Genomic DNA, 19380 nt, shown 5'->3' with positions numbered 1-19380 from the left:
TCAGGTCACCCCCAGGTCCCTGTCGGCCGGTAGCCGTGGACGGTCAGTTCATCGAGGCAGGTGATGGGCGCGTGCGGTACGACCCGCCCGTCGGGCATCTCGGCGAACACCTCGCTGGACAGCACGCGGCCGTCCACGCCGTTGACCTCGCGGATGGAGCTGACGGTACGGCGCAGCCGCCCGCCGCTCTGGTAGTTGTTGCGGCGCTCGATGAAGACGACGAAGTTGATGGCGCCGGCGATGAGCATCTGGCTGGCCTCGATGGGCAGCCGCTCGTTCGCCTGGAGCGCGTAGGTCGAGATGCGGTTGAAGACCTCGCTGGAGCTGTTGGCGTGGATCGTGGACAGCGAGCCGTCGTTGCCCTGCGACATCGCGTTGAGCATGGTGACGATCTCGTCGCCGAGGACCTCACCGACGATGACGCGCGAGGGGTTCATACGGAGGGAACGCCGTACGAGCTCGGCCATGGTGATCGCGCCCTGGCCCTCGGAGTTGGGCAACCGCTCCTCGAACGCGACGACGTTCGGGTGCAGGTCCCGGAAGGTGTCCAGGCCGAGCTCGAGTGCACGCTCGACGGTGATGAGACGCTCGTGCGGCGGGATCTCGTTGGCGAGCGCACGCAGCAGCGTGGTCTTGCCTGCGTTCGTGGCGCCCGCGATCATCACGTTCTTGCGGGCCCGTACGGCGCAGGCCAGGAAGTTGCCGACCTCGGGCGTGAGCGTGCCGTTGCCCACGAGGTCGGACATGAAGACCTTGCCCATGCGCGCGCGGCGGATGGAGAGCGCCGGGCGCCGCGTGACGTCCATGACGGCCGACAGACGCGAACCGTCCGGCAGGCGGAGGTCGAGCTGCGGGTTGGCCGAGTCGAACGGGCGGGAGGACAGGCCGGAGTAGGCACCGAGCACCTGAATCAGCTCGATGAGCTCCTCGTCGGTCTCTGCGACGGGCGAACCGTGTACCTCGCGGCCGTCGGCATAGCCGACGAAGACCTGGTCGCACCCGTTGATGTCGATGTTCTCGACCTCGGGGTCGTCGAGCAGCGGCTGGAGGCGGCCGACGCCGAAGAGCGCGGCGTGCACGGCCGCGGCGTACGCCTCCTCGGTCTCCGCGTCCAGCGGGGTTCGCCCGTGGTTGATCTCGGAGCGGGCGTAGTCCTCCAGGATCTGGGCTATGACGGCGCGGGCGTACTGGCGCTCGTCCTCGGTCGACATGGGGGCGACGCCGGACGCCTGGTCCATGCGGCGCTGCTCGGCGATGCGGTCACCGGCCTCCTGCCGAAACCGCTTGACGAGGGAGTGGTCGACCTCGCTGCGGGACTGCTGTCCGCCGGAGCCGCCGAGGTTGCGGCCCCGCCCCATGGTCTGCCCCGTGCCGGCGCTCATCGCGGCTCACCCGCGGGACCGCCGCCGCCCGGCGGCAAGGTGGTGCCGTATCCGCCGCGGGGCATGTGCTGACCGGCGTGGGGCTGGCCCTGACCGGCATGAGCCTGGCCCTGACCGGCATGAGCCTGGCCCTGACCAGCGTGAGCCTGGCCCTGACCGGCATGACCACCGTGGGCGACGCCCTGCGCCTGGCCCTGGGTCGGGTGCCCCTGAGCCGCGTGGCCTTGAGCCGTGTGACCCTGAGCCGCATGCCCCTGAGTTTGCACGCCTGTGGGCATGCCGCCCCGGCCGCCCGCCGCCATGGGCGACGGCCCGGACCATGCGGCGCCGAACTGCTGGTGCAGATCGCCCACCACCTTGCGGGCGGAGCGGATCAGCAGCGACTTCTCCAGCCTGCCGCGCTTGCGGCCCGCCAACTGGTCGGCCCCCGTGGGGTCGTACGCGATGGTGCCGACGACGCGCGCGCCCGCCTGCGCCGCCACCAGCATGTCGTTGACCTGCCCCGCGATACGGGTGTTGCCCGCGTCCGCGATGAGCAGTACGCCGATCAGCGGGAGCCCGAGCTGGGCGGCGCCGCGGTGCGAACCGTGCAGCTTGGCCGACAGCGCGGCGGCCCGGTCCCTTATGCGGGCCAGGTGCTCCGGCTCCGTACGGGCGATCAGCAGCACAAGGGCCGCGTGTCCGAACATCTCGATCGCGGCCGAGTCCGGGCCGATACGGCCGCAGTCGGCCACCACGTCAGCGGCGCCCTGCGCGGAGTCGGCGAGCCCGGTGAACGCCCGGCCGAGAGTCGGCCAGAGCCCGGAGAGACCGGCGGCCTGCTCCGAACTGCCCAGCCCGACCAGGACGTCGAGCCCGCCCGACATGGGCTGGGCGTGGTCCCAGAGCTGCTCCGCGACCAGACCGCGGCGTGCCGTGGCGGCCACGGAGAGCATGCCGATGTTCGGGTCGAGCGGTCCACCGTGTGCGGCGGCACTGCGGTACACGAGGTCCCCGCCCGCCTGGTCCGCCTCCGCCAGCAGCACGCGACGCGGCCAGACCGCGGAGAGCGCGACGGCTGTCGTGGTGACTCCTGGCGAACCTTTGTCGGCGGCGAGAGCGATGAGCGCCATGTCCTTTTGTCCCTGTCCCCTAGCTGCGCCGGAGGGCGCAATCCCCCGGTGCCCTTGTCAGTTGGCGCTCTTCGGCACCCGTACGACAGCGACTTCCTGGACGGAGGCCGCGGGCGTCACGAGCTGCGCCTCGTCCTGGCTGACGAGCACGGACACGGGGAGGTCGCCGCTACTGATGGTCTCACCGCCGTCGGCGGAGGCGACTTCGCTGACCCGTGCGTTCTGCACGAGCAGGTTGTTGTCGCCGGTGCTGCCGGAGTCGGTGGAGTCGGAGTTGCCGGAGCCGGACTTGGCGGCGTCGCTGCCGACCCGGTACAGGGCCACGGTGTCACCGGCCTTGAGCCCGGCCGGGTACTGGCCGTCCTTGAGGTTGAGGCCGACGAGCGCCTTCCCGTCGGAAATGTCCGACTTACCGGTCAGCATCGAGCCGACGAGCAGCGAACCCTCGGTGAGATCGGTCGCGGCCCAGTAGTCGGTGTTGAGCAGATCACGCTGATCCCAGGTCACGTATTGAACGCCGGAATCCTTCGCGACCATCACGGACTCGATCGCGCTCGCCGGAACGCGCTTGCCGGCGGGCACTGGTTCCGTAATCTTCACAACTTCAACGCGTTCTCCCGCGCGCAGCACCAGAACAGTGGTGCCCAGCGCGCCGATGAGAATGAGAAGCACGGCAAGTGCGGCAAGCGCCGGCTTGCGCTCACGGGGCGCCGTGGGGAGCCTGTCCCCCACCGGCTGACCGGCCCCCGAAGCCCTGTGACTCCCCGCCCCCGCACGCTCCTGGACCTTCACGTCACCCGTCCCCGTAACTCTGACAACATTCGGGCATCCACGCCAAACCAGCCTCACCCGGCGCGAATTGCACTGCGGAGTGAGGCTGTCAAGTCATCGCACCGTATCAGCAGCACATAAGCGCCTCAAGGCGAGTCGCCATCTGTGGACAACCGGCACCAAGGTCGTTATCGGAACGCAAACAACGGAGAGGAAGCGGCCTTCGTGCTCATGCCATGATCCTCTGACGACCGCTTGAAGGCACAACACGTTCACGGGGGCAATGTGAGGGTCTGGAGACCGATACGCACTCGAACCGCCCTGGCCGCAGCCACCTTCATAGCGGCGGCCATCTCCGTACCCGCCAACTCCGGTAATGCCGCCGCGGACACCTCCGGACCGGACCCCTCCCAGGTGACATATTTCGCCCGGCAACTCGGACGAAATTCCGTTTACGTCAGCGACCAGATGCCCCGCCAACTTCCACGCTCCGCCGCACCGGCAATCGCGGAAACGGCGAAGCGACTCGATGCGCCCGTCTACGTCCTGGCCCTGCCCGGCGGTACGGTCCGGGGGACTCAGGAGGCGCTGCTGGACGCCGTGCACGCACGTCTCGGCCGGGACGGCGTGTACGTGTTGCTCGATGAGACCAGCGTGGGCGCGGCACGGCCCTACGGTGTCGCTCACTCCGCTCGGGAGGTGCGGGACGCCGCATACGCCGTCACCTATGAGTTGCCCTCCGACGCGAGCGCCCAACGCGGCTTCCGGCGATTCGTCGAGATCCTCGACTCCGGTCAGGCCCATCAGCGTTACGAGACAGCTCGGGTCGAGTTCGATCACGCGTCGGGACGGGAACCCGATCCGCTCCACCCGTCCCCGAGCGAACGGAAGAACCAGAGCCTCCTCACAGGCATTGCCGTTGCCGGAGTACCAGTACTGCTCCTGACCCTCATCCCCTATATACGGCACTGGCGCCGGACCCTTCGGGTGGCGGGAAGGGAAGACCGCGCATGAGCAGTGAACTTCGCACACACGGGGACACGCCTCCGGCCTCCCCCCCACGGCCGGGTTCCGGCAGCGGCCGGTTCCCCGCCGTGCTGTTGACCGTGGCCGCTCTCACAGCCGTCCTCTTCGCCCTGGCCGCGCACTGGCGGTTCGACGACACCACATCGACCGACAGCACCCCGCCCACGGCCGCGGACATGACCTCTCGCCTCGACCGGGTCGCCGAGGGGCTGCGTCACGCACCGATCTACACCGACCCCGAGAGCCCCGACCCCTTCGAACACCGCGAGCGCTCCGCGCTCCGCGATCGCATCGAAGCACTCGACGTGCCGGTCCACCTGGCCGCAGTTCCCTCGGCCTACGAGGACGAGTCGGCGGGCGACAGCCTGCTTTTCGCCCACAGCCTGCACAAGGCCTTGGGGCGGGACGGCCTCTACGTGATCGCCGACCCGGTCGAGGGCGACATCGAACTCGCCAACTACGGGGCGCGGCTGGACACCGCGTATCTGGAGGCCGTCCCCGACAGCATCACCGGCCCCGACTACGACGCCCCGGCGAACGATCCGAAGCTGGCCGAACGTCTGGACAAGCTGGTGTCGTACCTCGCCAAGTCCCCCTCCGGGCCGCCCGGTTCGGTCCCCTACGAACCGCTCTCCGCGCCCGACCCGGTCGAGGAGGACGCACTGCCCGGCCCCTTCTCCGGCGATTTCGTCCCCGGTGTATTGCTGGGGATCTTCGGCGCGTCGGCCTTCACCGGACTGGCCGCCGTGGTGCTCTGGGCCGTACGTCAGTACCTCGTGGGGCGCGCCGCGGCCAGGGCTCCCGGTGTGCGGCTGAGCAAGGACGCCGTGGAGTGGTCCGCCCCGCACAGCAAGCTGCTGCGCCGCGTCGCTGCCACCGTGGCAGCCGTCGTTGGCCTCGTGCTGACGATTCTCGCCGCCAACTCCCCCGAGTCGTTCGGTCTCGGGGCTTCCCCGGCACTCTTCGAGGCGGTGTCCGACCGCGGCCGGGCACTCGAAGGCATCATCATCGGCTGGTATCTGATCACCGTGCCGCTCGCGGGCCTTCTGCAGACAGCGGTGGCACTCTATCGACGCGCGCGGATCGGCACGGGCTGGACCCTCCTCGTCCTGTACTGGGCCATCGGCCTGCTGGTGGCTGTCGCCGCGTGGTACGTGGCCGACGCGTTCCCCGCGCACGGCGGAAGGGGCAGGAGCGGCGGCCTGTTCGGCGCGGCACTCACCTTGGTGCTCGGCGTACCGGCCGTGTACGCGTGCTCCGGAGCCGTCTTCGTACGGCGGCAGGCGGAAGGCGGGGAAGCGGCCGGACTCATCAGGGGACAGATCGGCAGGGTGGCGCTCGGTGTGCTGGGCATGGCCGGGTTGTTCGGCGGAATGATCAGTGCCACGCTGGCGGTACCGAAGCAAGGTGCGTACGCGATGTTCTGGCCGGGCGCCGGCTGGGGCGGGGCACTGGGGGCATCGTTCGCCCTTGCCCTCTGCGGGGCTGCCGAGGTGGACCCGTCGCGGCGGGAGCAGCGCCGGGAACTGCTCCTCAACGCGGCGCGCTGGGCACGCCTCAGCGCGTTGATCTTCGCCGTGGCGTTGAGTGTCGCGCAGCTCGGCTGGTTCCTGCCTGCCGCTCTGGTGGGGCTGGCCTCGGTACCGGCGGTCGTCGCCGCGCTGATCGTGCTGTCGAGGCGGACCCGGCTCAGGGGATGGTTCCACGTCTCCCTGCCGCAGCCGCGGCGGGACCAAGTGGACTGAGCATGCCGGAGAGCGTCTAGCCTCCGTATGCACGTACCCGTTCAAGGCGTCCCTGACGTGGAGGGTGACATGGACGAACGGAGCCGGCCCGGACGGCCCTCCCCAGAAGCCGGCCCTTCCGTACCGGTTGTCCGCGGACGACGAGGACGTGGTGGTGAAGGACCGTCCCGCCGTGGGCACTCGCGGAGACCTGAGCGGACGACCTGCCTTCAGACCGTTGGGCACTGCGCAGATTCGAGGGGCCCATGGGCGAAAGTCTGCCGAGCTTCAGGGAGAACGGTCGCACCGTGCCCAGCGCCATCTCGGAGCGCCACAGAAGGCCGCGAGTGGCGCCAAAAGTACCCCTTGGGCCGGGAACCGTTCGGAGGCTATTCTCAGCGAACCCGCATCCCAGGCAGAGGACACGCATACACCATGGCCCAGCCGTCTCCGGCCTCTGACCAGCAGCAGATGTCAACATGGGGGAAGCTCGGCTTCGCTCTGGCCATGATCGTGATCGTCGCGGCCATGGCTGCAGGAGCCATCAGCGGTATGTGGATCATGGCCACTGCCAGCAAAGGCCCTCTTTCGCCTGTCCTGCCCGAAGACGGGCGTGGGGCCACTGTGGTTGGGGGCCTTGCCGCCGGAGGGTTGGCGGGGATCCTGGTTCCCGTGATTCTGTTGTCCGTCGTCAAACCGGACTCCCGCGGGGATCGGGCAACGCCTTCACAAGCCGCCTGGCGCCTGATCGGCGTAGGTATGATTACGGCCTACTTGGCAGTCATCTCGCTGATTGTAGCGCAACTGGGATGGATTCTACCGATGACAGCGACGATTGCTATCGCCATTCCACTGATCGGCCTGAGTTGGATCCCTGCGGGCATTCTGACAACATCGGACCGGTTTCAGGATTCTCGCCTCGGGCGCCTACTCCCGAAGTCACGTCAGTAGCGCTGAGGCTGCAATCCTGTCCGCCATCTCTTCGAGGACACCTCCCAAACCAGGGGTGTGCCAGATCATCACCAACTCGATCGCGACTCCCGGACATTGGCTGGGCAAGACATAGTGTGCCACGCCTTCGAGAACACCCGTTGAATCGCTGTCCGGATCAATCGGTTCCACGCGATGCACTCGCATGGCAGGGCCCAGGGGCAGATCCACTGAAGAAGTCTGCGGCTCTCTGAAAAAGGGCCCCTCGATCAATTCGGCTTCGGCCCTCAGTGCTTCCACCTGCCAGGACTCGACAGGTATGCGCATCTCACGGACTTGCAGAAAAGCCACGGGCGGCCCGCCGACCGGCGCCAGGACAGCCGCAGACATTGCCCCATTGGACAGGGCTGTCTCAGCTGCCTGCGTCAAGTAGCCAGCGAGCGCGTGACGGAGGGTGTCCGCAGCACCCTCGCCGAGATGCCGACGTGCCAATTCGAGCGCCCAAGCATCTGACTTGTCACGGGCCAGATCCAGCATCAACCACTGGTCCGGCTCGGGTAGGGCCACCGTGCATGCGCCCCAGGCCTTCCCCTCTGCCCCACTCAACGCCAACTACCCTCTTGTGAGAGCACTATCGGATCCGGTGACATCAAGACCGGAGCGACCAAGTAGAAATTCATCCACGACCGATCCCGAAGCATCCAGAGAGGCCTTTACCGCACTGAACGAATCCGAAAAACCGCCAACCGCCATTGCCCCCATTGAAAACCCGCTGTACGCCGCGCTCTGCCGAAAAGCATCCGGGGCTCCAATCCTCGCCAGTGTCTCGGAGCTGATGGCCTTCATCTTCCCCAATTCATCCACCATACCCGGTCCGGTGTACATGCTACCGATTCCCCGCAGCCCGCCAGATTGCCATGCCTGCTTGATCGCCTCACCCTGGCCACTGAAATTGTAGATCTCGCGCCAATTATTTCGGATGGTGGCAAGATCGTCTGCAAACCCCCCGCGTAGCCCCTTGAAAGCCGCTCCGAACGACACATCGGGGCGGGCAGCGTCCCAGCTCCGTGCGCCTGCTCGCCTGCCTACCATTTCGATCACACGCATACGGCGCTGTGCGGAGTTCAGGTGCGGTGCTGTCGTCCGTACGAAGCGGTTCGCCGCGTCCCACACCCGGCTACGGCCCAGGGTCGCGGCCAGCTTGGAAGCACTGGAGAAGACGCGCCCGATCCCGAAGGTGGCCAAGCCAAGGACGTCCATCGCAAGGTCCGTCCACTCGGCGTCGCCGTTGATGAACAGCAGCAGGTGACAGATGAGCGAGACGGCCGTAGCCACGAGGGCGATCGTTCCGAGGATGCCCGCCAGGGCCTGGCCGATGACGGGTATCCAGCCGACGAGTAGCGAGAGGATGCCACAGACCGCGGCGATCGCTCCTGCGATGTTGGCGATTGCGTTGAGGGCATCACGCAGCTCGTCCAGCCAGGAGTCGTTGAGGTCGTCGTTCTCGGTCACCTCGTGGATCCGGTCGGCGGCCTTCTTCCCCGCGTTTCCGTGGCGGGTCTTCAGCTTGCCGAGCTGCGAACGCAGCTCGGCAAGGTGGCCCTGGGCCGTCTCGACCTTGTCGTCGAGGTCCTTCTGGCCCTTGTCGTCCGTCCCCTCCGGCGGGTTGTCCGCCTTCCGCTGCGCAGAGGTCACATCGCCCGCGGCGGTCTCGGCCTGCTCCAGCAGCCGGTCGGCCTCGCGCTGGATCTCCTCGAGATCGGTCCAGTACTCCTTGAGCGCCTTGCCCGCCTCGTCGTATCGCTTGTGCGCCTTGCTGACGGTGTGCGCGGTCTCCTTCGCCTTTTCGGCGAACTCCTTGCCGGCATCGGAGTCCCAGCTCTTGAGATCGCCGATGCGGCGCAGCGCGGCGGCGGACTTGGAGATGGTCTCGGCGGTCTTGGTGAAGCGCGTCGCGAGCGACTTGAGGTCGTAGACGTCTCCGGGTACGGGGTCGGAGCTCTCGCCCAGCGGCTCCCACTTCCAGTCGGCGGGCCTGCTCACTTCTCTCCTCCCTTCCCCTTGCCGTTCTTGCCTTTGCCCAGGAGGGCGTTCGTCAGCTGCGTATCAATCTCTTCGTAGGCCTCGCCCGCCTTCTGGGCGGCCTCACCAAGGCCCTTGATCTCCTCGATCATCTTGGTGCGGTTGTCGTTCCAGCCGTCGGAGAAGTCCTGCAGCCGCTCCTGGAGCAGGTCATGGCCGACGGTTTGGCGGTCGTACGTCTCCATGAGCTTGTCGAGGCCCTCGAACTCCGTGGCCACGGTGCGGAGTCCACCGCCCGCCGTGCGCAGGTCCTCGGTGTTGACTTTCAGCTTGTCGCCCACGCCGCTCCCCCGTTCCTATTCATCCTCGTTGTCATCATTCGGCCAGCGGAGCGTCCCCGCGACGGCGTCGAACAGCTCGGCCATGGCGTCCGCGATCGGCTCCAGCGGCGTGCTGAAGGTGAGCATCAGCGTCTCGTCGCGGTCCGGCACGGGCACGAAGTATTCGACGACGGTATCGGCGAACTCCGTTCCCATGCGACGGGATTCCTTGCTCCGCTCCGTACGCCGCCGCCGTGCGGCGGGCCCCGCGGGCAGCTTCACGGGCTCCACCTCGCCCAGGCCTTCCCTGGCGAGTGCGGCGACGGTGTCGATCGCGCGGAAGCGCTCCGCGACGACGGAGACCAGGAGCGAGGCGGACAGCGGTACGCCGCCCACCTCCATGAAGGAGAGGTACAGGACCACCCCGCCCTTCTCCACGCCGGCCTCCGCGACGCCGTGCAGCGTCTCCTCGGACTCGCGTCGCAGGATGGGCTGATCGTCGACGCCCTTGAACTGCCGCTCGATGAGGGCCTTCACGGACGCCTCGCGCCGCTGGGGCGGGTGCAGCGGGATGCGGTACCAGTCCTGTGGCGTGAGCAGCCCGAAGCCCCTGCCCCGGGGGCGTATGCCTGCGCGGGCGGCCTCTGCGGAGTCGTCCGGCCGACGTGTCATGAGTAGCCTCCGCACCGCCTGCGGACGGCCCGTAGATGCGATCCATGGAACAGTGGCCGCCTGACGCGGTGGGGGGCGCGGCCGCTGGACGAGCCACTCTACGGGAATGTTTTCGGCCACACATGGGCCACAGAAGTGACCTGTCGGTCATGCGGGGGCGAAAGGGTCGGTGGCGCCCGCGGAACGCACGGGAGCCGGGACCCATGCGTCGGCCCCAACTCCCGTTGCGCGATACCCGAACCGTCAGCGGTTGATCGCCTGGACTTCCTGGACGGTCATGTCCTTATCGGTCTCAAAGGTGCCGTCCGGCAGATCGCCGCTGGCCCCGCCCGAGCCCTCCCAGGAGATCTCCCACGTCACGGAAGCGTTGAGCTTGTACGGCTCGTCGCTCGCCCGCAGGTACGTGATCCCGCAGGGCGGGGCCTCCTTGGCCTTGCCCTTGGTGTACGGCGTCCCGATGCTGCCGTCGTCATTGATCTTGCACTGACCGGAGGCCGGGTGCAGCTTGGCGTCCTCGGTCCCGGGATCCAGGTTGAGACTTACGGGCTTGGCGGTCGTCTCGGCCCACAGCCCGGTGTTGGGCAATTCTGCACGGACTTTGACGTTCTTGAATGTGCCCTTGTCCAGCCACACCCACGTGGGCAGGTTGACGGTCGACTTGGTCTCGGGATTCAGCTCGACCTCGGTGTCAGGCACGCGGATCTTGTCGTAGGCGTACCCCGCGAGAGTCTTCGGCGTGGGGGCGTGCGGGACATCAGGGACCTCACCGGCGTTCTGCCAGAACATGATCCTGCCGCAGTCCCAGGAGTCAGGGTGGCTGTCATCCGGCGCAACACTGCGCCAGAAATAGCCGTCCTTGCCGATGTTGTAGTTCTTGTACCCCGGAGCCTTCGACCATTCGTCGTCCAGGTTGCTGCTGGCCTTACCGTCCTTGTAGTGGTCCGTCCAGAGCCCCTTGCCATACCAGGATTCGTGGATGCCCACGTCGCCATGGCCGTCGGTCTTGTCGACGAATGCCTTGAGTTGTCCGGGTGAGAAGACCGGCTCGTACCAGCAGACCGGTGGCTCCCAATTCGTGTCGACCGGTGCCAGGTTGCCCTTCTCGCCGTCGGTCGCACCACTCTTCTGCTTGACCACGATCCGGGACTGCGTGGCGGAGGCGGCGATGTTTCCCTTGCCGTCCGAGCCGCCCTTCGTCCCGCCGCCCCCGATGGCAAGGGCAGGTGCCGAAGCGAGAAGGAGTGCCGCCGCCGACACACACACGGACAACGGCACGATCCGCATCACGTGCATCAGGAGCAACCGCCCCTCTTGGAGTCGACGGACACCGTCTGCCAGACGCCCTGTTCGCTCTGCTTCAGCGTGGTCGTGTAGAGCACCTTGGAGTTGGTACCCGCAGGAGTGCCTTCGACCTTGCCGGTCTTGCGGTTCTTCGAGTACGCCTTGCTCTCGTCCATGCAATAGGAGAGGGACGCTGCCCTCTTCTTCTCACCCACGACAGTGGCTTTGGCGTTGTACACCGGCGCCTTGCCGATGACGGTGAGGTCCTTGTCCGTATACGTCTTGATCCACTCGCGGTCCTGCGCCAGACCGGTCTTCGTGTCGTAGAAAGCGAGTGCCGTGGAACCAGGGTCGTTCGCGATGATGGCGGCATACCCCGCGCGCACCTGCTCCTTGCCGTCGTTGAGAACAGCCTGTTCGATGGGATCGCTGCTCGTCCAGCCCCGGAAGTCCAGCGCGAAGGATTTCGGCAGCTTCACCTCAGGTCGCTTGACGGAGTCCGGTGCGTCCGCGGAGGGACTGGCAGATGTCCCCTTGTCAGCACCTTCGATCTTCTCCGGCGACTCATCGCCATCGCCGCAGGCGGTCAGCACAAGCGCAGCACCAGCAGTGAACGCGGCAGCGGTTGTCAGGATACGACGGGCCACGGTTGCCGTCCCCCTCGGTTCGGTACGTGTCACAACTTCCAAGCGAAGCTATCAGCCTGACGCCGTCAGACCTCCCGGGGCTCATCGCGAAACGGGACACCACGAAACGGGCTCGATAGCGAGCCAGTGGAACGCTCGCTTGCTTTTCCTGTGTTCAACCGGCCATCACTACCCGCCGGGGTCGGTCTCCACCGACCTGGTCTTCCGCACGCCCTCGATGTCCTTGCCGAGCGCAGTGCGGTACTGCACCCTTGGGCTTGCCCCCTTCCGGAGTGCCCTCCTTTTTCTCGGTCTTGAGGTCCTTGCTATGCGCCTTGCTCTCATCAACTCAGTAGCCGCCATCTGCCATCATTCAGGACGTTCTGGAGTTTCGTCTCGCTGTGCGTCCATCCCTCGAAGTTCGCCTGGGAGGAAGGGGGAAGCTTGATCTCGGGACCCTCCTCCGCGAACGCATGCTCCGTCGCAGCGGCGGACGAGTCAGCACCTTGGCGCGCATCATTCCCCGTATCGGACGGGTCTATCCTCCTCCGTGCTACTGCAGGCAGTCGCCAAAGGGCCGGCAAGTAAGAGCGGCAGCGGTGGTCAGGGGCGACGTGCCACGATTGCCGTCTCCTCCGTCATCGGACTCGAGTTCGTGATGAAGTTACCAGCCGGATGTCGACGGCGGAGACCTGTGCCGTCAGTCCATCCGTACGTCGTCACCGGCGCTACCGCGCGCCTACGGGGCACACTTGTCGTGTCCTCGTCGTGAAACAAGCCTCGTCGTTTGCCAGACGCCCTCCTTGTTCTTCTCGAGTCGCGTGTCGTAGAGGACATACGAGTTGTCAGTGGCCGGTGTCTTCTCGACCTCGCCGGTCTTGAGGTCCTTGTTGTAAGCCTTGCTCTCGTCTACACAGAACACCAGGCTGGCTGACCTGTCGTCGAACATTGTGAGATCAGGGGCGAAGTACCGGACTGTCCCCGTGTACGAAAGCCGGTCCTTCACGAAGGACTGAACCCAGTCCTTGCCCCCCACGAGGGCTTCGCCCTGCCGGTAGAAAGCCATGGCAGAATCTTCCGGATTGCCCTTGATGATGGCGTAGTTGGTGGCAGTCTGTGCCCGTGCGGCATCGGCTAGGACCTGATCCTTCACCGAATCGCCGGTCTCCCAGCCCTCGAAGACGTCCTTGACGTCGCTCGGCAAAGCGATCTTTGGACGCCCGGCGGAGCCAGATGGGCTGGCCGTCGGCGACGCTTTCTGAGCACCCTGCTCCGCATCCGCCGCCCGGTCATTGGTTTTCGGCATGCCGTCGCTGCCGCCGCAAGCCGTCAGCAGCAGGGCCGCGGCCGCCGTCAGTGCGGCAGCGGCAACGGGCAGAGAGCGATGGTTCACCGACTACTCCCAGTGGGGCGATGTGTGGTCATGAAGCGAAACTGTCGCCGCTACTCATCGCATCCTTGGGCCGGCCGGCGCGATCGCATGGACAGGACCGGAGAGCCCAGACGAATAGGGACGAACAGACTTGTTCGAGGCGCACTGGCCCCTGTGATCAGCATCCCCTCGCTTCCCCTCCACCGATCGCGTCTTCCACACGCCGCCCGGGCTCTTCATCAGGCTTTTCCTGTAGTACACATGCGGATTGATGTTCTTGGGAGTTCCCTCCGCATCCCGGTCTTTCGGTCCTTGGTGAACCCCTTGCTCTCATCCAGGCAGTAGAAGGGCGTGGCGCGGTTCTTGCCGAGGAGGGTCACTTCGGGATCGAAGACGCGAGCCTTGCCGATGAGCGTGAGGTTCTTGTCGGTGTACCCCTTGATGTCGGAACGGTCAGCGCTGCACCACCGCTGTAGAAGGCCAGATAGTCCGCTTGGGGATCGTCGTCAATGACGGCGGCGTGAACGGCACGCACCTGCTCCTTGCCGTCGCCCCGCAACGGCTGCTTCCTCGAGTCGGCGCTCGTCCATCCGTCGAAGGGTCATCTAGAACGACTTCGGCAGCGTGGCTTCCGGGCGTCCCGCACCCCTCGACGCCCCCGTCGGTGGAGCGGACGACGCGGTCCTGTCCTCGTCCCCGGCATGACCCGGCGCGGCACCGTCACCCCCGCCACATCCGGTCGGTACGAGCACACCAGCAGCGAACGTTGCCGCGGCGGTCCGGACGCGGCGGGACACAGATGCCCCCTCCCCCTCGATTTCACCGTGTATGACAACCTTCCGGCGAAGCTACCAGCCTGACGGCATACAACGTCCCGGCGGCTTGACCTGAATGCGACACGACGGACGAGCCACCCAGGTGATCGAGCAGCGCCGTTCTACTAGGCTCCGACGCGGCCTCAGATGCGTCCCCACCAGCCCTCAACGGCGTTGCGGCCCGCGCATTCGACCGCAGACCGACTGGAAGGCGACATGAGCGATCTACGGCTTGAAGGCACCGTCTTCGAGCACCTGCGGAAGACCCTCTCGACTGTTGCTGACCGGATGGACCACGCTCGGCGTGCGCTGCGCCATGCGGACGGCTCGGTCGTCGGCGCGGGCAAACTCGTCGAAGATCTCCACGACTTCGCCGACGAATGGGGGTACGGCATGAAGCAGCTCGGCAAGCACGCGGACGACGCCGTCAGGATGATCGACAAGATCGACCAAGCATTCAGCGATCTGGACAAAGAGCTCGCGGAGTCCATGAAGCCCAAGAAGAAGGGGAAATGACGTGGGCCGCCCTGCTTTCCCATACATCGGCTGGGACCCGACCCCCGGTGACATATCGGAGACCCGGGAGCTGTCCAAGAAACTCGGCGGGCTCGCCACGGATCTCGGGACGACCTTGCGCGAGCTCAAAAAGATCGAAGCCGGCGGCTGGAAAGGCAAGACCGCAGTCGCGTTCAGCGACCATCTCTCGGACGACGTCATACCACTCATCGAGAAGAGCCATGACTCCTTCGAGAAGGCAGCGCGAGCGCTTCGCCGATGGGCCGGGGAGCTCGAGGACTTCCAGGACGAGGCCGACCGGCTGGAGAAGGCGGCGGGTGAGAAGCTCGGCGACCTGTCGGACGCCAAGGCCAAGGATGAAGACGGCAACGGCGGCAAGGAAACCGGGGAGGCTTCCGCGGCTGTCGACGAGGTGACGGGCAAGGTCCATGACCTCGAGAAGCGCTATGCCGATGCCGCAGCGCTCATATGCAAGGAACTCGACAAGGCTGGCGACATCGCACCGAATGAGCCGGGACTCTTCGACAAGATCATGGGCGAGGTCGCGGATGCGGTCGAATGGGTCAAGGACCACGCCGATGTCATCGCACTGATCGGCGACCTCCTGAGCGATCTGACGGGCATCTTGGGGTTCCTCGCGATTGTGACTCTCCCGTTCCCTCCACTCGCCGCAATCTTCGGCACCGCCGCCCTGATCACGGGCGGTCTCGCTCTGCTGTCACATGGCCTCGCAAAGGCTGCCGGTGCCGACGTGAGTTGGATGTCGATCGGCCTGGACGCCATTGGGCTCCTCCCGGGCATCGGGGCGTTCGGCAAGGGGATCAAGGTCATGAAACAAGGCGAGGAACTGGCCAAGGCGGCAGGCAAGTTCGGAAGGGGTTTCAGGTCCACCAATCTCGATTCTGCCCGCAAGCTCTTCGCCGTGGGCAAGACGACTGACGACGTCACCGGGGGGATCAACCTCGGCGGCAAGGTGGTCCTCGGCGGAAAGACGTCCAAAATGGGCGAGATCGCACATGAGAGCAGTGGGGCTATGACCCGCATGGCCGGTGTGGCCAACGCGGGTTACCACCAAGGACAGTGGGTGGGAAGCAGGGGGTTGAATCTGGTGACCGGAGGAAGGATGTCCCTCGATCCGTTTTCCCAATCGGCGATTGCTCTGGACGCCGGACTCAAGATTGCCCCCAAAGTAGTCACGATCCCCCAGCACGTTGGTGACGCCGTCAACCCAGGCGACCGATTCCAAGAGTCCGCTTCCGCACACTGAGGTTCGCAGCATGCCGATCTGGCAACCCGACCCTGACGAGACCTTCCTCTCCCGAACACCCATCATGTTTGCGACGGGGGCGGCTTCAGCCGTATCCGGCATGAGGTGGTTCCGCGACACCGGCCGAAACGACATTCAGTCCGAGCTTCCCGGCTGGCCGGAAGGGCCCGCGTACGCGGTCAGGTCCGCCGTTTCCCGAGGAGCTCGAAGCGCAGGAAGAACCGCCGTACGCAGCTTGGGCGCAGCCTTCCTCGCCGCCATCACCGGAGGTGGTGGAGTCGGTCCTGACATCAAGACGTTGGGGCGTCCGCAGGATCCGGAGAATGAAGTCGAGGACTTTCCTGTCATGTGGGCCGCCCAGGGCACGCTCGCCCGTACGTTGCCCTGGCAGCTCGACCCTGCGCGCCGCGGCGACGGGTATCGCACCCACCTAGTCGTCACGGACCATCGCGCTGTGATCGTAGGGTTGCGGGACCGAGAGTACGTCGAGAACGACGAGTACCTCTGGGAAACAGATGTCGGCAACATCACCAGGGTCACACCCAAGGACTTCAGCCCTGCCCAGCGGGATTTCGCTATCGACTTCACAGATGGTTCCTGGTGTCGCCTTACCTCGAACTGTCGCGCGGACATCTGCCAATATCTGGCTCGCCCCCTCAGGTTGATCAAGCTTGAAGACCTCACGCCTGGGCAACGCGAGAGGGTGGAGTCCTTCAACGCCGGCAAGACATCGATTGGTGACCCTGTGATCACCCGTCTTCCCAGCGGTAACTACCTCATTGAGATCAGGACATCGGAGGAGATCACAGTCGCCACGGGCGCCGTTACGACGTCAGAAGTCATGGGACCGGACGGCGGGAACCCGGTCTTCTGACGCAATCATCCCGAACGGAATTGAACTCCATGACCACCGCAAAGCCCGTTGCACCGAACGAGAACCACGAAACCGACGAAATACCGCCGCTCTGGTTCGACGTCCCTGAGGGGTTCTTCAGTCTCCCTCTCGCCGCCACCCCTGAGGAGCGTTCAGCCTCCGCACACGACTTTGTACGTGGGCTGTACTCACAGGGTGACGAGTCCATTTGGACCCCGGCAGCCCCCTACTACGCAGCCATCTCTGAGTTCCTGGTCGACGGTGGACTCTCGTACTCGGCCGTGGGCCTCTTCTCAACCGAGGAGGAGGGTGCAGCCCAATGCGCCTTCACGGTCGCCGCCTTGCAGAACGACCTACCCGACCCCGCCACAGCCGCGGAAGGCATCCTGACGGTCCTCAGCAGCGATCCACTCAACGATGCCCGCCCGATGGATCTCCCCTGTGGGCCGGCAGTCTCGTGCATTACGCTCCGTGAGATCGTCGTGAGCCCCGACATCTCGGCCACTGGCGAAGAGTCCAAGCTCCTCACGGGGCAAATCCAAGTGCACATCCCGTTCCCTACAGGGCCGTACACAGCGATCTTCACCCTGCACACCGCGTCGATGGACTACTGGGGGGAGTTCTGCGACATGACGACGGCGATTCTGCAGACGGTTTCCTTCACGGATCCGGATCCAGCTTCGGCGGAGGACGTTGGAGCTACGCCCGCCGCTCTCACGCTTTCGCCGGCACAGCCCTCGTAGGGACTCGACCGTCACCCCGCACGGCCAACATGCCGTGCCGCACGTTCCGGGTAAGAAGGCTCCGCCGGTCAGCGTAGGCACTTCTTGCTTCCCCTCTCGGAGGTGAGCACGGTGGTCTGCCAGACACCGAGCTCGTTCTTGTCGAGCCGGGTGTTGTAGAGGACGTAAGAGTCGTCGTTCACAGGCGACTTGTCCACCTTCTTGGTCTTACGGTCCTTGTTGAAGGCCTTACTTTCGTCCGAACAGTAGAAGAGGCCGACTGCCGTCTTGCTGTACTTCGTCACCTTGGGGCTGAAGTAGCGTGTCGTTCCCGTGATGGACAGGCCGTCGTTCTTGTACCCCTGAATCCACTCCGCGGCGCCCAAGAGGGCATCACCCTTGTAGTAGAAGGGAATCGCCTTCGATTCCGCGTCATCACTCGCGATGGCGGCATCAGTGGCGTTGATCCGTCGACCGGCGTCCGCCAGGACCGCGTTCTCGACCGGATCGCCCGCCTTCCAGTTCACGAAGACATTCTCGACGTCGCCGGGCAGCTTGATGCTGGGACGCTTGACGCCATCCGTCGGAGCCCCCTTGGGTGAAGCCGGCTTCTTCGTACCACTCTCGTCCGCGCCCGCGACCTTGCCGTTGTCTTTCGGCTCGTCGCCGCTGCCGCAGCCCGTCAGCAGGAGGGCCGCGGTCGCGGCAAACGCGGCGGCAACGGGCACAGAGCGATGATTCACTGGCGATCTCCGGTAGGGCAAGGGTGTTGTCATGGGCGAACTGTTCATCGCAGACAATTCTTGTGCCCTCTCTTCGACACGAGCCTGGTGGTCTGCCAGACACCCTGGTTGCTCTTGTCGAGACGGGTATTCTACAGCACGTAGGAGTTGTCGGTCGTCGGTGTCCTGTCGACTTTGTGCGTGCTCCGGTCCTTGTTGAACGCCCGGCTCTCGTCTTCGCAGAAGGCCAGCCCGGCGGGACGTGCTGTCGAAAACCTTCAGATCAGGGGCGAAGTAGCGGACGCTGCCGGTGAACGTGAGCCCGTCGTCAACGATCGTCTTCACCCAGTCCTGACTGCCGGTGAGGGCGTCCTTCCGGTAGTAGAAGTGCAGAGCCTGGTCTTCCGGGTCCCCTTTGACAACGGCGTCAGTGACCGCCGATTGCGCGCGTCCGGCGTCGGCCAGAATCGCGTCCCTCGTACGGTCCCCGGTCTTCCATCCGTCGAACTTCTCCGTGATGTCCCGAGGCAGGGTGATCTCCGGGCGTCCTGTCGCGTCCGCGTCGCCCGGTGTCGGCGACGTCTTCGCAGCGCTCTCTTCAGCATCCGCATCCGCGATCCGGCCGTCGGCCTTCGGTTTGTCGTCGTTGCCGACGCAGGCCGTCGTAAGAAGGGATACAGCCACCACAAGCGCGGCGGCATGCGACACGGATTGGAACTTCACAGGTCCCCCGGGGCAGGCGAGTGTTGTTGCGATCGAACTGACGCTATCCATCCCATGGAAGGCTTCGTCGACGCGACCCCCTGGACAAGGCCGGAAAGCCTCGGCGAATGCGGGCGAATACGACGTTCCCTTCCGGTCAGGAGGCCGCGGAAGTCGTCCGGTCGTTTCGTCCGCTAACCTCGCCGTTTCGGTTGGGGTGATGAGGCGTCGTTGAGGGGGGAACTGTCGGGTGGCCGACAGGATTTCGGTGTTCGGACATGGTGGAGACCCGGCGCGGTGGTCGGGTTCTCCGAGGTCCTTTGGGTCGTGGGCGGTCAGGGGTTTGCTGGTCAGTCGGCGGGACGGGGCAGTGCGGCGAGGCGATGGAAGGCCGTGGCCAGTTCGTTTCTCCAGGGCCAGGTCGCCGATATCCGCAAGCGCAGGCGGCGGCCGCCGCGGGTGAGGCGGGCGGCGACGTGCAGCAGCCGGTAGCGGAGCTTCTTCGGCTCGGCAGTGGTCAGCTC

The 19380-nt window shown here is 65.8% G+C and carries 19 protein-coding genes; 7 read left to right on the top strand and 12 right to left on the bottom strand.

Annotated features, from left to right (window positions below):
* Window positions 1-5: 5 nt before the first annotated feature.
* From AB0M26_RS00095 to AB0M26_RS00085, 3 genes are read right to left on the bottom strand one after another with little or no spacing between them, the layout of a single operon-like run.
* Window positions 6-1358 (bottom strand): ATPase, T2SS/T4P/T4SS family, encoded by a 1353-nt coding sequence (locus AB0M26_RS00095; protein WP_365252928.1) that lies wholly within the window; start codon window positions 1356-1358, stop codon window positions 6-8.
* 20 nt (window positions 1359-1378) lie between these two features.
* The gene (locus AB0M26_RS00090) at window positions 1379-2494 is read right to left on the bottom strand and encodes a hypothetical protein (RefSeq protein WP_365251955.1); all 1116 of its coding nucleotides are present in this window, start codon (window positions 2492-2494) and stop codon (window positions 1379-1381) included.
* Between the two features lie 57 nt (window positions 2495-2551).
* Entirely contained in the window at window positions 2552-3166 is a 615-nt protein-coding gene (locus AB0M26_RS00085) for a hypothetical protein (protein WP_365251952.1), read from the bottom strand.
* A gap of 384 nt (window positions 3167-3550) precedes the next feature.
* Here AB0M26_RS00085 and AB0M26_RS00080 point away from each other — a divergent pair, with 384 nt between their 5' ends.
* From AB0M26_RS00080 to AB0M26_RS00070, 3 genes are all read left to right on the top strand, one after another.
* On the top strand, window positions 3551-4279 hold the full coding sequence (locus tag AB0M26_RS00080; RefSeq protein WP_365251949.1) for a hypothetical protein: 729 nt from the start codon (window positions 3551-3553) through the stop codon (window positions 4277-4279).
* Entirely contained in the window at window positions 4276-6036 is a 1761-nt protein-coding gene (locus tag AB0M26_RS00075) for a hypothetical protein (RefSeq protein ID WP_365251946.1), read from the top strand. Before AB0M26_RS00080 ends, AB0M26_RS00075 begins: the two co-directional genes overlap by 4 nt.
* Window positions 6037-6522: 486 nt before the next feature.
* Window positions 6523-6966 carry a hypothetical protein gene (locus tag AB0M26_RS00070; protein WP_365251943.1) on the top strand — a complete coding sequence of 148 codons (444 nt, stop codon included), beginning with the start codon at window positions 6523-6525 and terminating at the stop codon, window positions 6964-6966.
* Here the strand turns inward: AB0M26_RS00070 and AB0M26_RS00065 are convergent.
* From AB0M26_RS00065 to AB0M26_RS00035, 7 genes are all read right to left on the bottom strand, one after another.
* Entirely contained in the window at window positions 6955-7512 is a 558-nt protein-coding gene (locus tag AB0M26_RS00065) for a hypothetical protein (RefSeq protein ID WP_365251940.1), read from the bottom strand. The genes AB0M26_RS00070 and AB0M26_RS00065 overlap by 12 nt on opposite strands.
* Before the next feature lie 45 nt (window positions 7513-7557).
* Window positions 7558-8988: a hypothetical protein gene (locus AB0M26_RS00060; protein ID WP_365251937.1), complete on the bottom strand. Its 1431-nt coding sequence runs from the start codon at window positions 8986-8988 to the stop codon at window positions 7558-7560.
* Complete coding sequence (locus tag AB0M26_RS00055) at window positions 8985-9308, bottom strand: hypothetical protein (protein WP_365251934.1); 324 nt, start codon at window positions 9306-9308, stop codon at window positions 8985-8987. The genes AB0M26_RS00060 and AB0M26_RS00055 overlap by 4 nt, the downstream gene beginning before the upstream one ends.
* 15 nt (window positions 9309-9323) lie before the next feature.
* Window positions 9324-9959 carry a hypothetical protein gene (locus AB0M26_RS00050; protein ID WP_365251931.1) on the bottom strand — a complete coding sequence of 212 codons (636 nt, stop codon included), beginning with the start codon at window positions 9957-9959 and terminating at the stop codon, window positions 9324-9326.
* 243 nt (window positions 9960-10202) lie between these two features.
* Window positions 10203-11252: a hypothetical protein gene (locus AB0M26_RS00045; protein WP_365251928.1), complete on the bottom strand. Its 1050-nt coding sequence runs from the start codon at window positions 11250-11252 to the stop codon at window positions 10203-10205.
* On the bottom strand, window positions 11252-11887 hold the full coding sequence (locus AB0M26_RS00040; RefSeq protein ID WP_365251926.1) for a hypothetical protein: 636 nt from the start codon (window positions 11885-11887) through the stop codon (window positions 11252-11254). The genes AB0M26_RS00045 and AB0M26_RS00040 overlap by 1 nt, the downstream gene beginning before the upstream one ends.
* A 718-nt stretch (window positions 11888-12605) precedes the next feature.
* Window positions 12606-13259 carry a hypothetical protein gene (locus tag AB0M26_RS00035; protein WP_365251923.1) on the bottom strand — a complete coding sequence of 218 codons (654 nt, stop codon included), beginning with the start codon at window positions 13257-13259 and terminating at the stop codon, window positions 12606-12608.
* Window positions 13260-14269: 1010 nt separating this feature from the next.
* On the opposite strand from AB0M26_RS00035, the gene AB0M26_RS00030 reads away from it, so the two are divergent.
* The 4 genes from AB0M26_RS00030 to AB0M26_RS00015 are packed head-to-tail and all read left to right on the top strand — an operon-like array spanning window position 14270 to window position 17453.
* Window positions 14270-14569: a hypothetical protein gene (locus tag AB0M26_RS00030; protein WP_365251920.1), complete on the top strand. Its 300-nt coding sequence runs from the start codon at window positions 14270-14272 to the stop codon at window positions 14567-14569.
* A 1-nt stretch (window position 14570) separates the two neighbouring features.
* Window positions 14571-15836: a putative T7SS-secreted protein gene (locus tag AB0M26_RS00025; protein ID WP_365251917.1), complete on the top strand. Its 1266-nt coding sequence runs from the start codon at window positions 14571-14573 to the stop codon at window positions 15834-15836.
* A gap of 10 nt (window positions 15837-15846) precedes the next feature.
* Complete coding sequence (locus AB0M26_RS00020) at window positions 15847-16710, top strand: hypothetical protein (RefSeq protein ID WP_365251914.1); 864 nt, start codon at window positions 15847-15849, stop codon at window positions 16708-16710.
* 29 nt (window positions 16711-16739) lie between these two features.
* Complete coding sequence (locus tag AB0M26_RS00015) at window positions 16740-17453, top strand: hypothetical protein (RefSeq protein ID WP_365251912.1); 714 nt, start codon at window positions 16740-16742, stop codon at window positions 17451-17453.
* Between the two features lie 68 nt (window positions 17454-17521).
* Here AB0M26_RS00015 and AB0M26_RS00010 read toward each other — a convergent pair whose 3' ends face one another.
* Both AB0M26_RS00010 and AB0M26_RS00005 read right to left on the bottom strand, forming a co-directional pair.
* Window positions 17522-18862: a hypothetical protein gene (locus tag AB0M26_RS00010; protein ID WP_365251910.1), complete on the bottom strand. Its 1341-nt coding sequence runs from the start codon at window positions 18860-18862 to the stop codon at window positions 17522-17524.
* 344 nt (window positions 18863-19206) lie between these two features.
* On the bottom strand, window positions 19207-19380 hold a 174-nt coding region (locus tag AB0M26_RS00005; RefSeq protein ID WP_365252925.1), incomplete at its 5' end, for a transposase.

The sequence above is a fragment of the Streptomyces sp. NPDC051776 genome (genome assembly GCF_040681345.1).
In the GTDB taxonomy this organism is placed as follows: Bacteria; Actinomycetota; Actinomycetes; order Streptomycetales; family Streptomycetaceae; genus Streptomyces.
The sequence above is the reverse complement of the archived record's forward strand: the minus strand, read 5'-3'. Positions and strand labels throughout refer to the sequence as shown.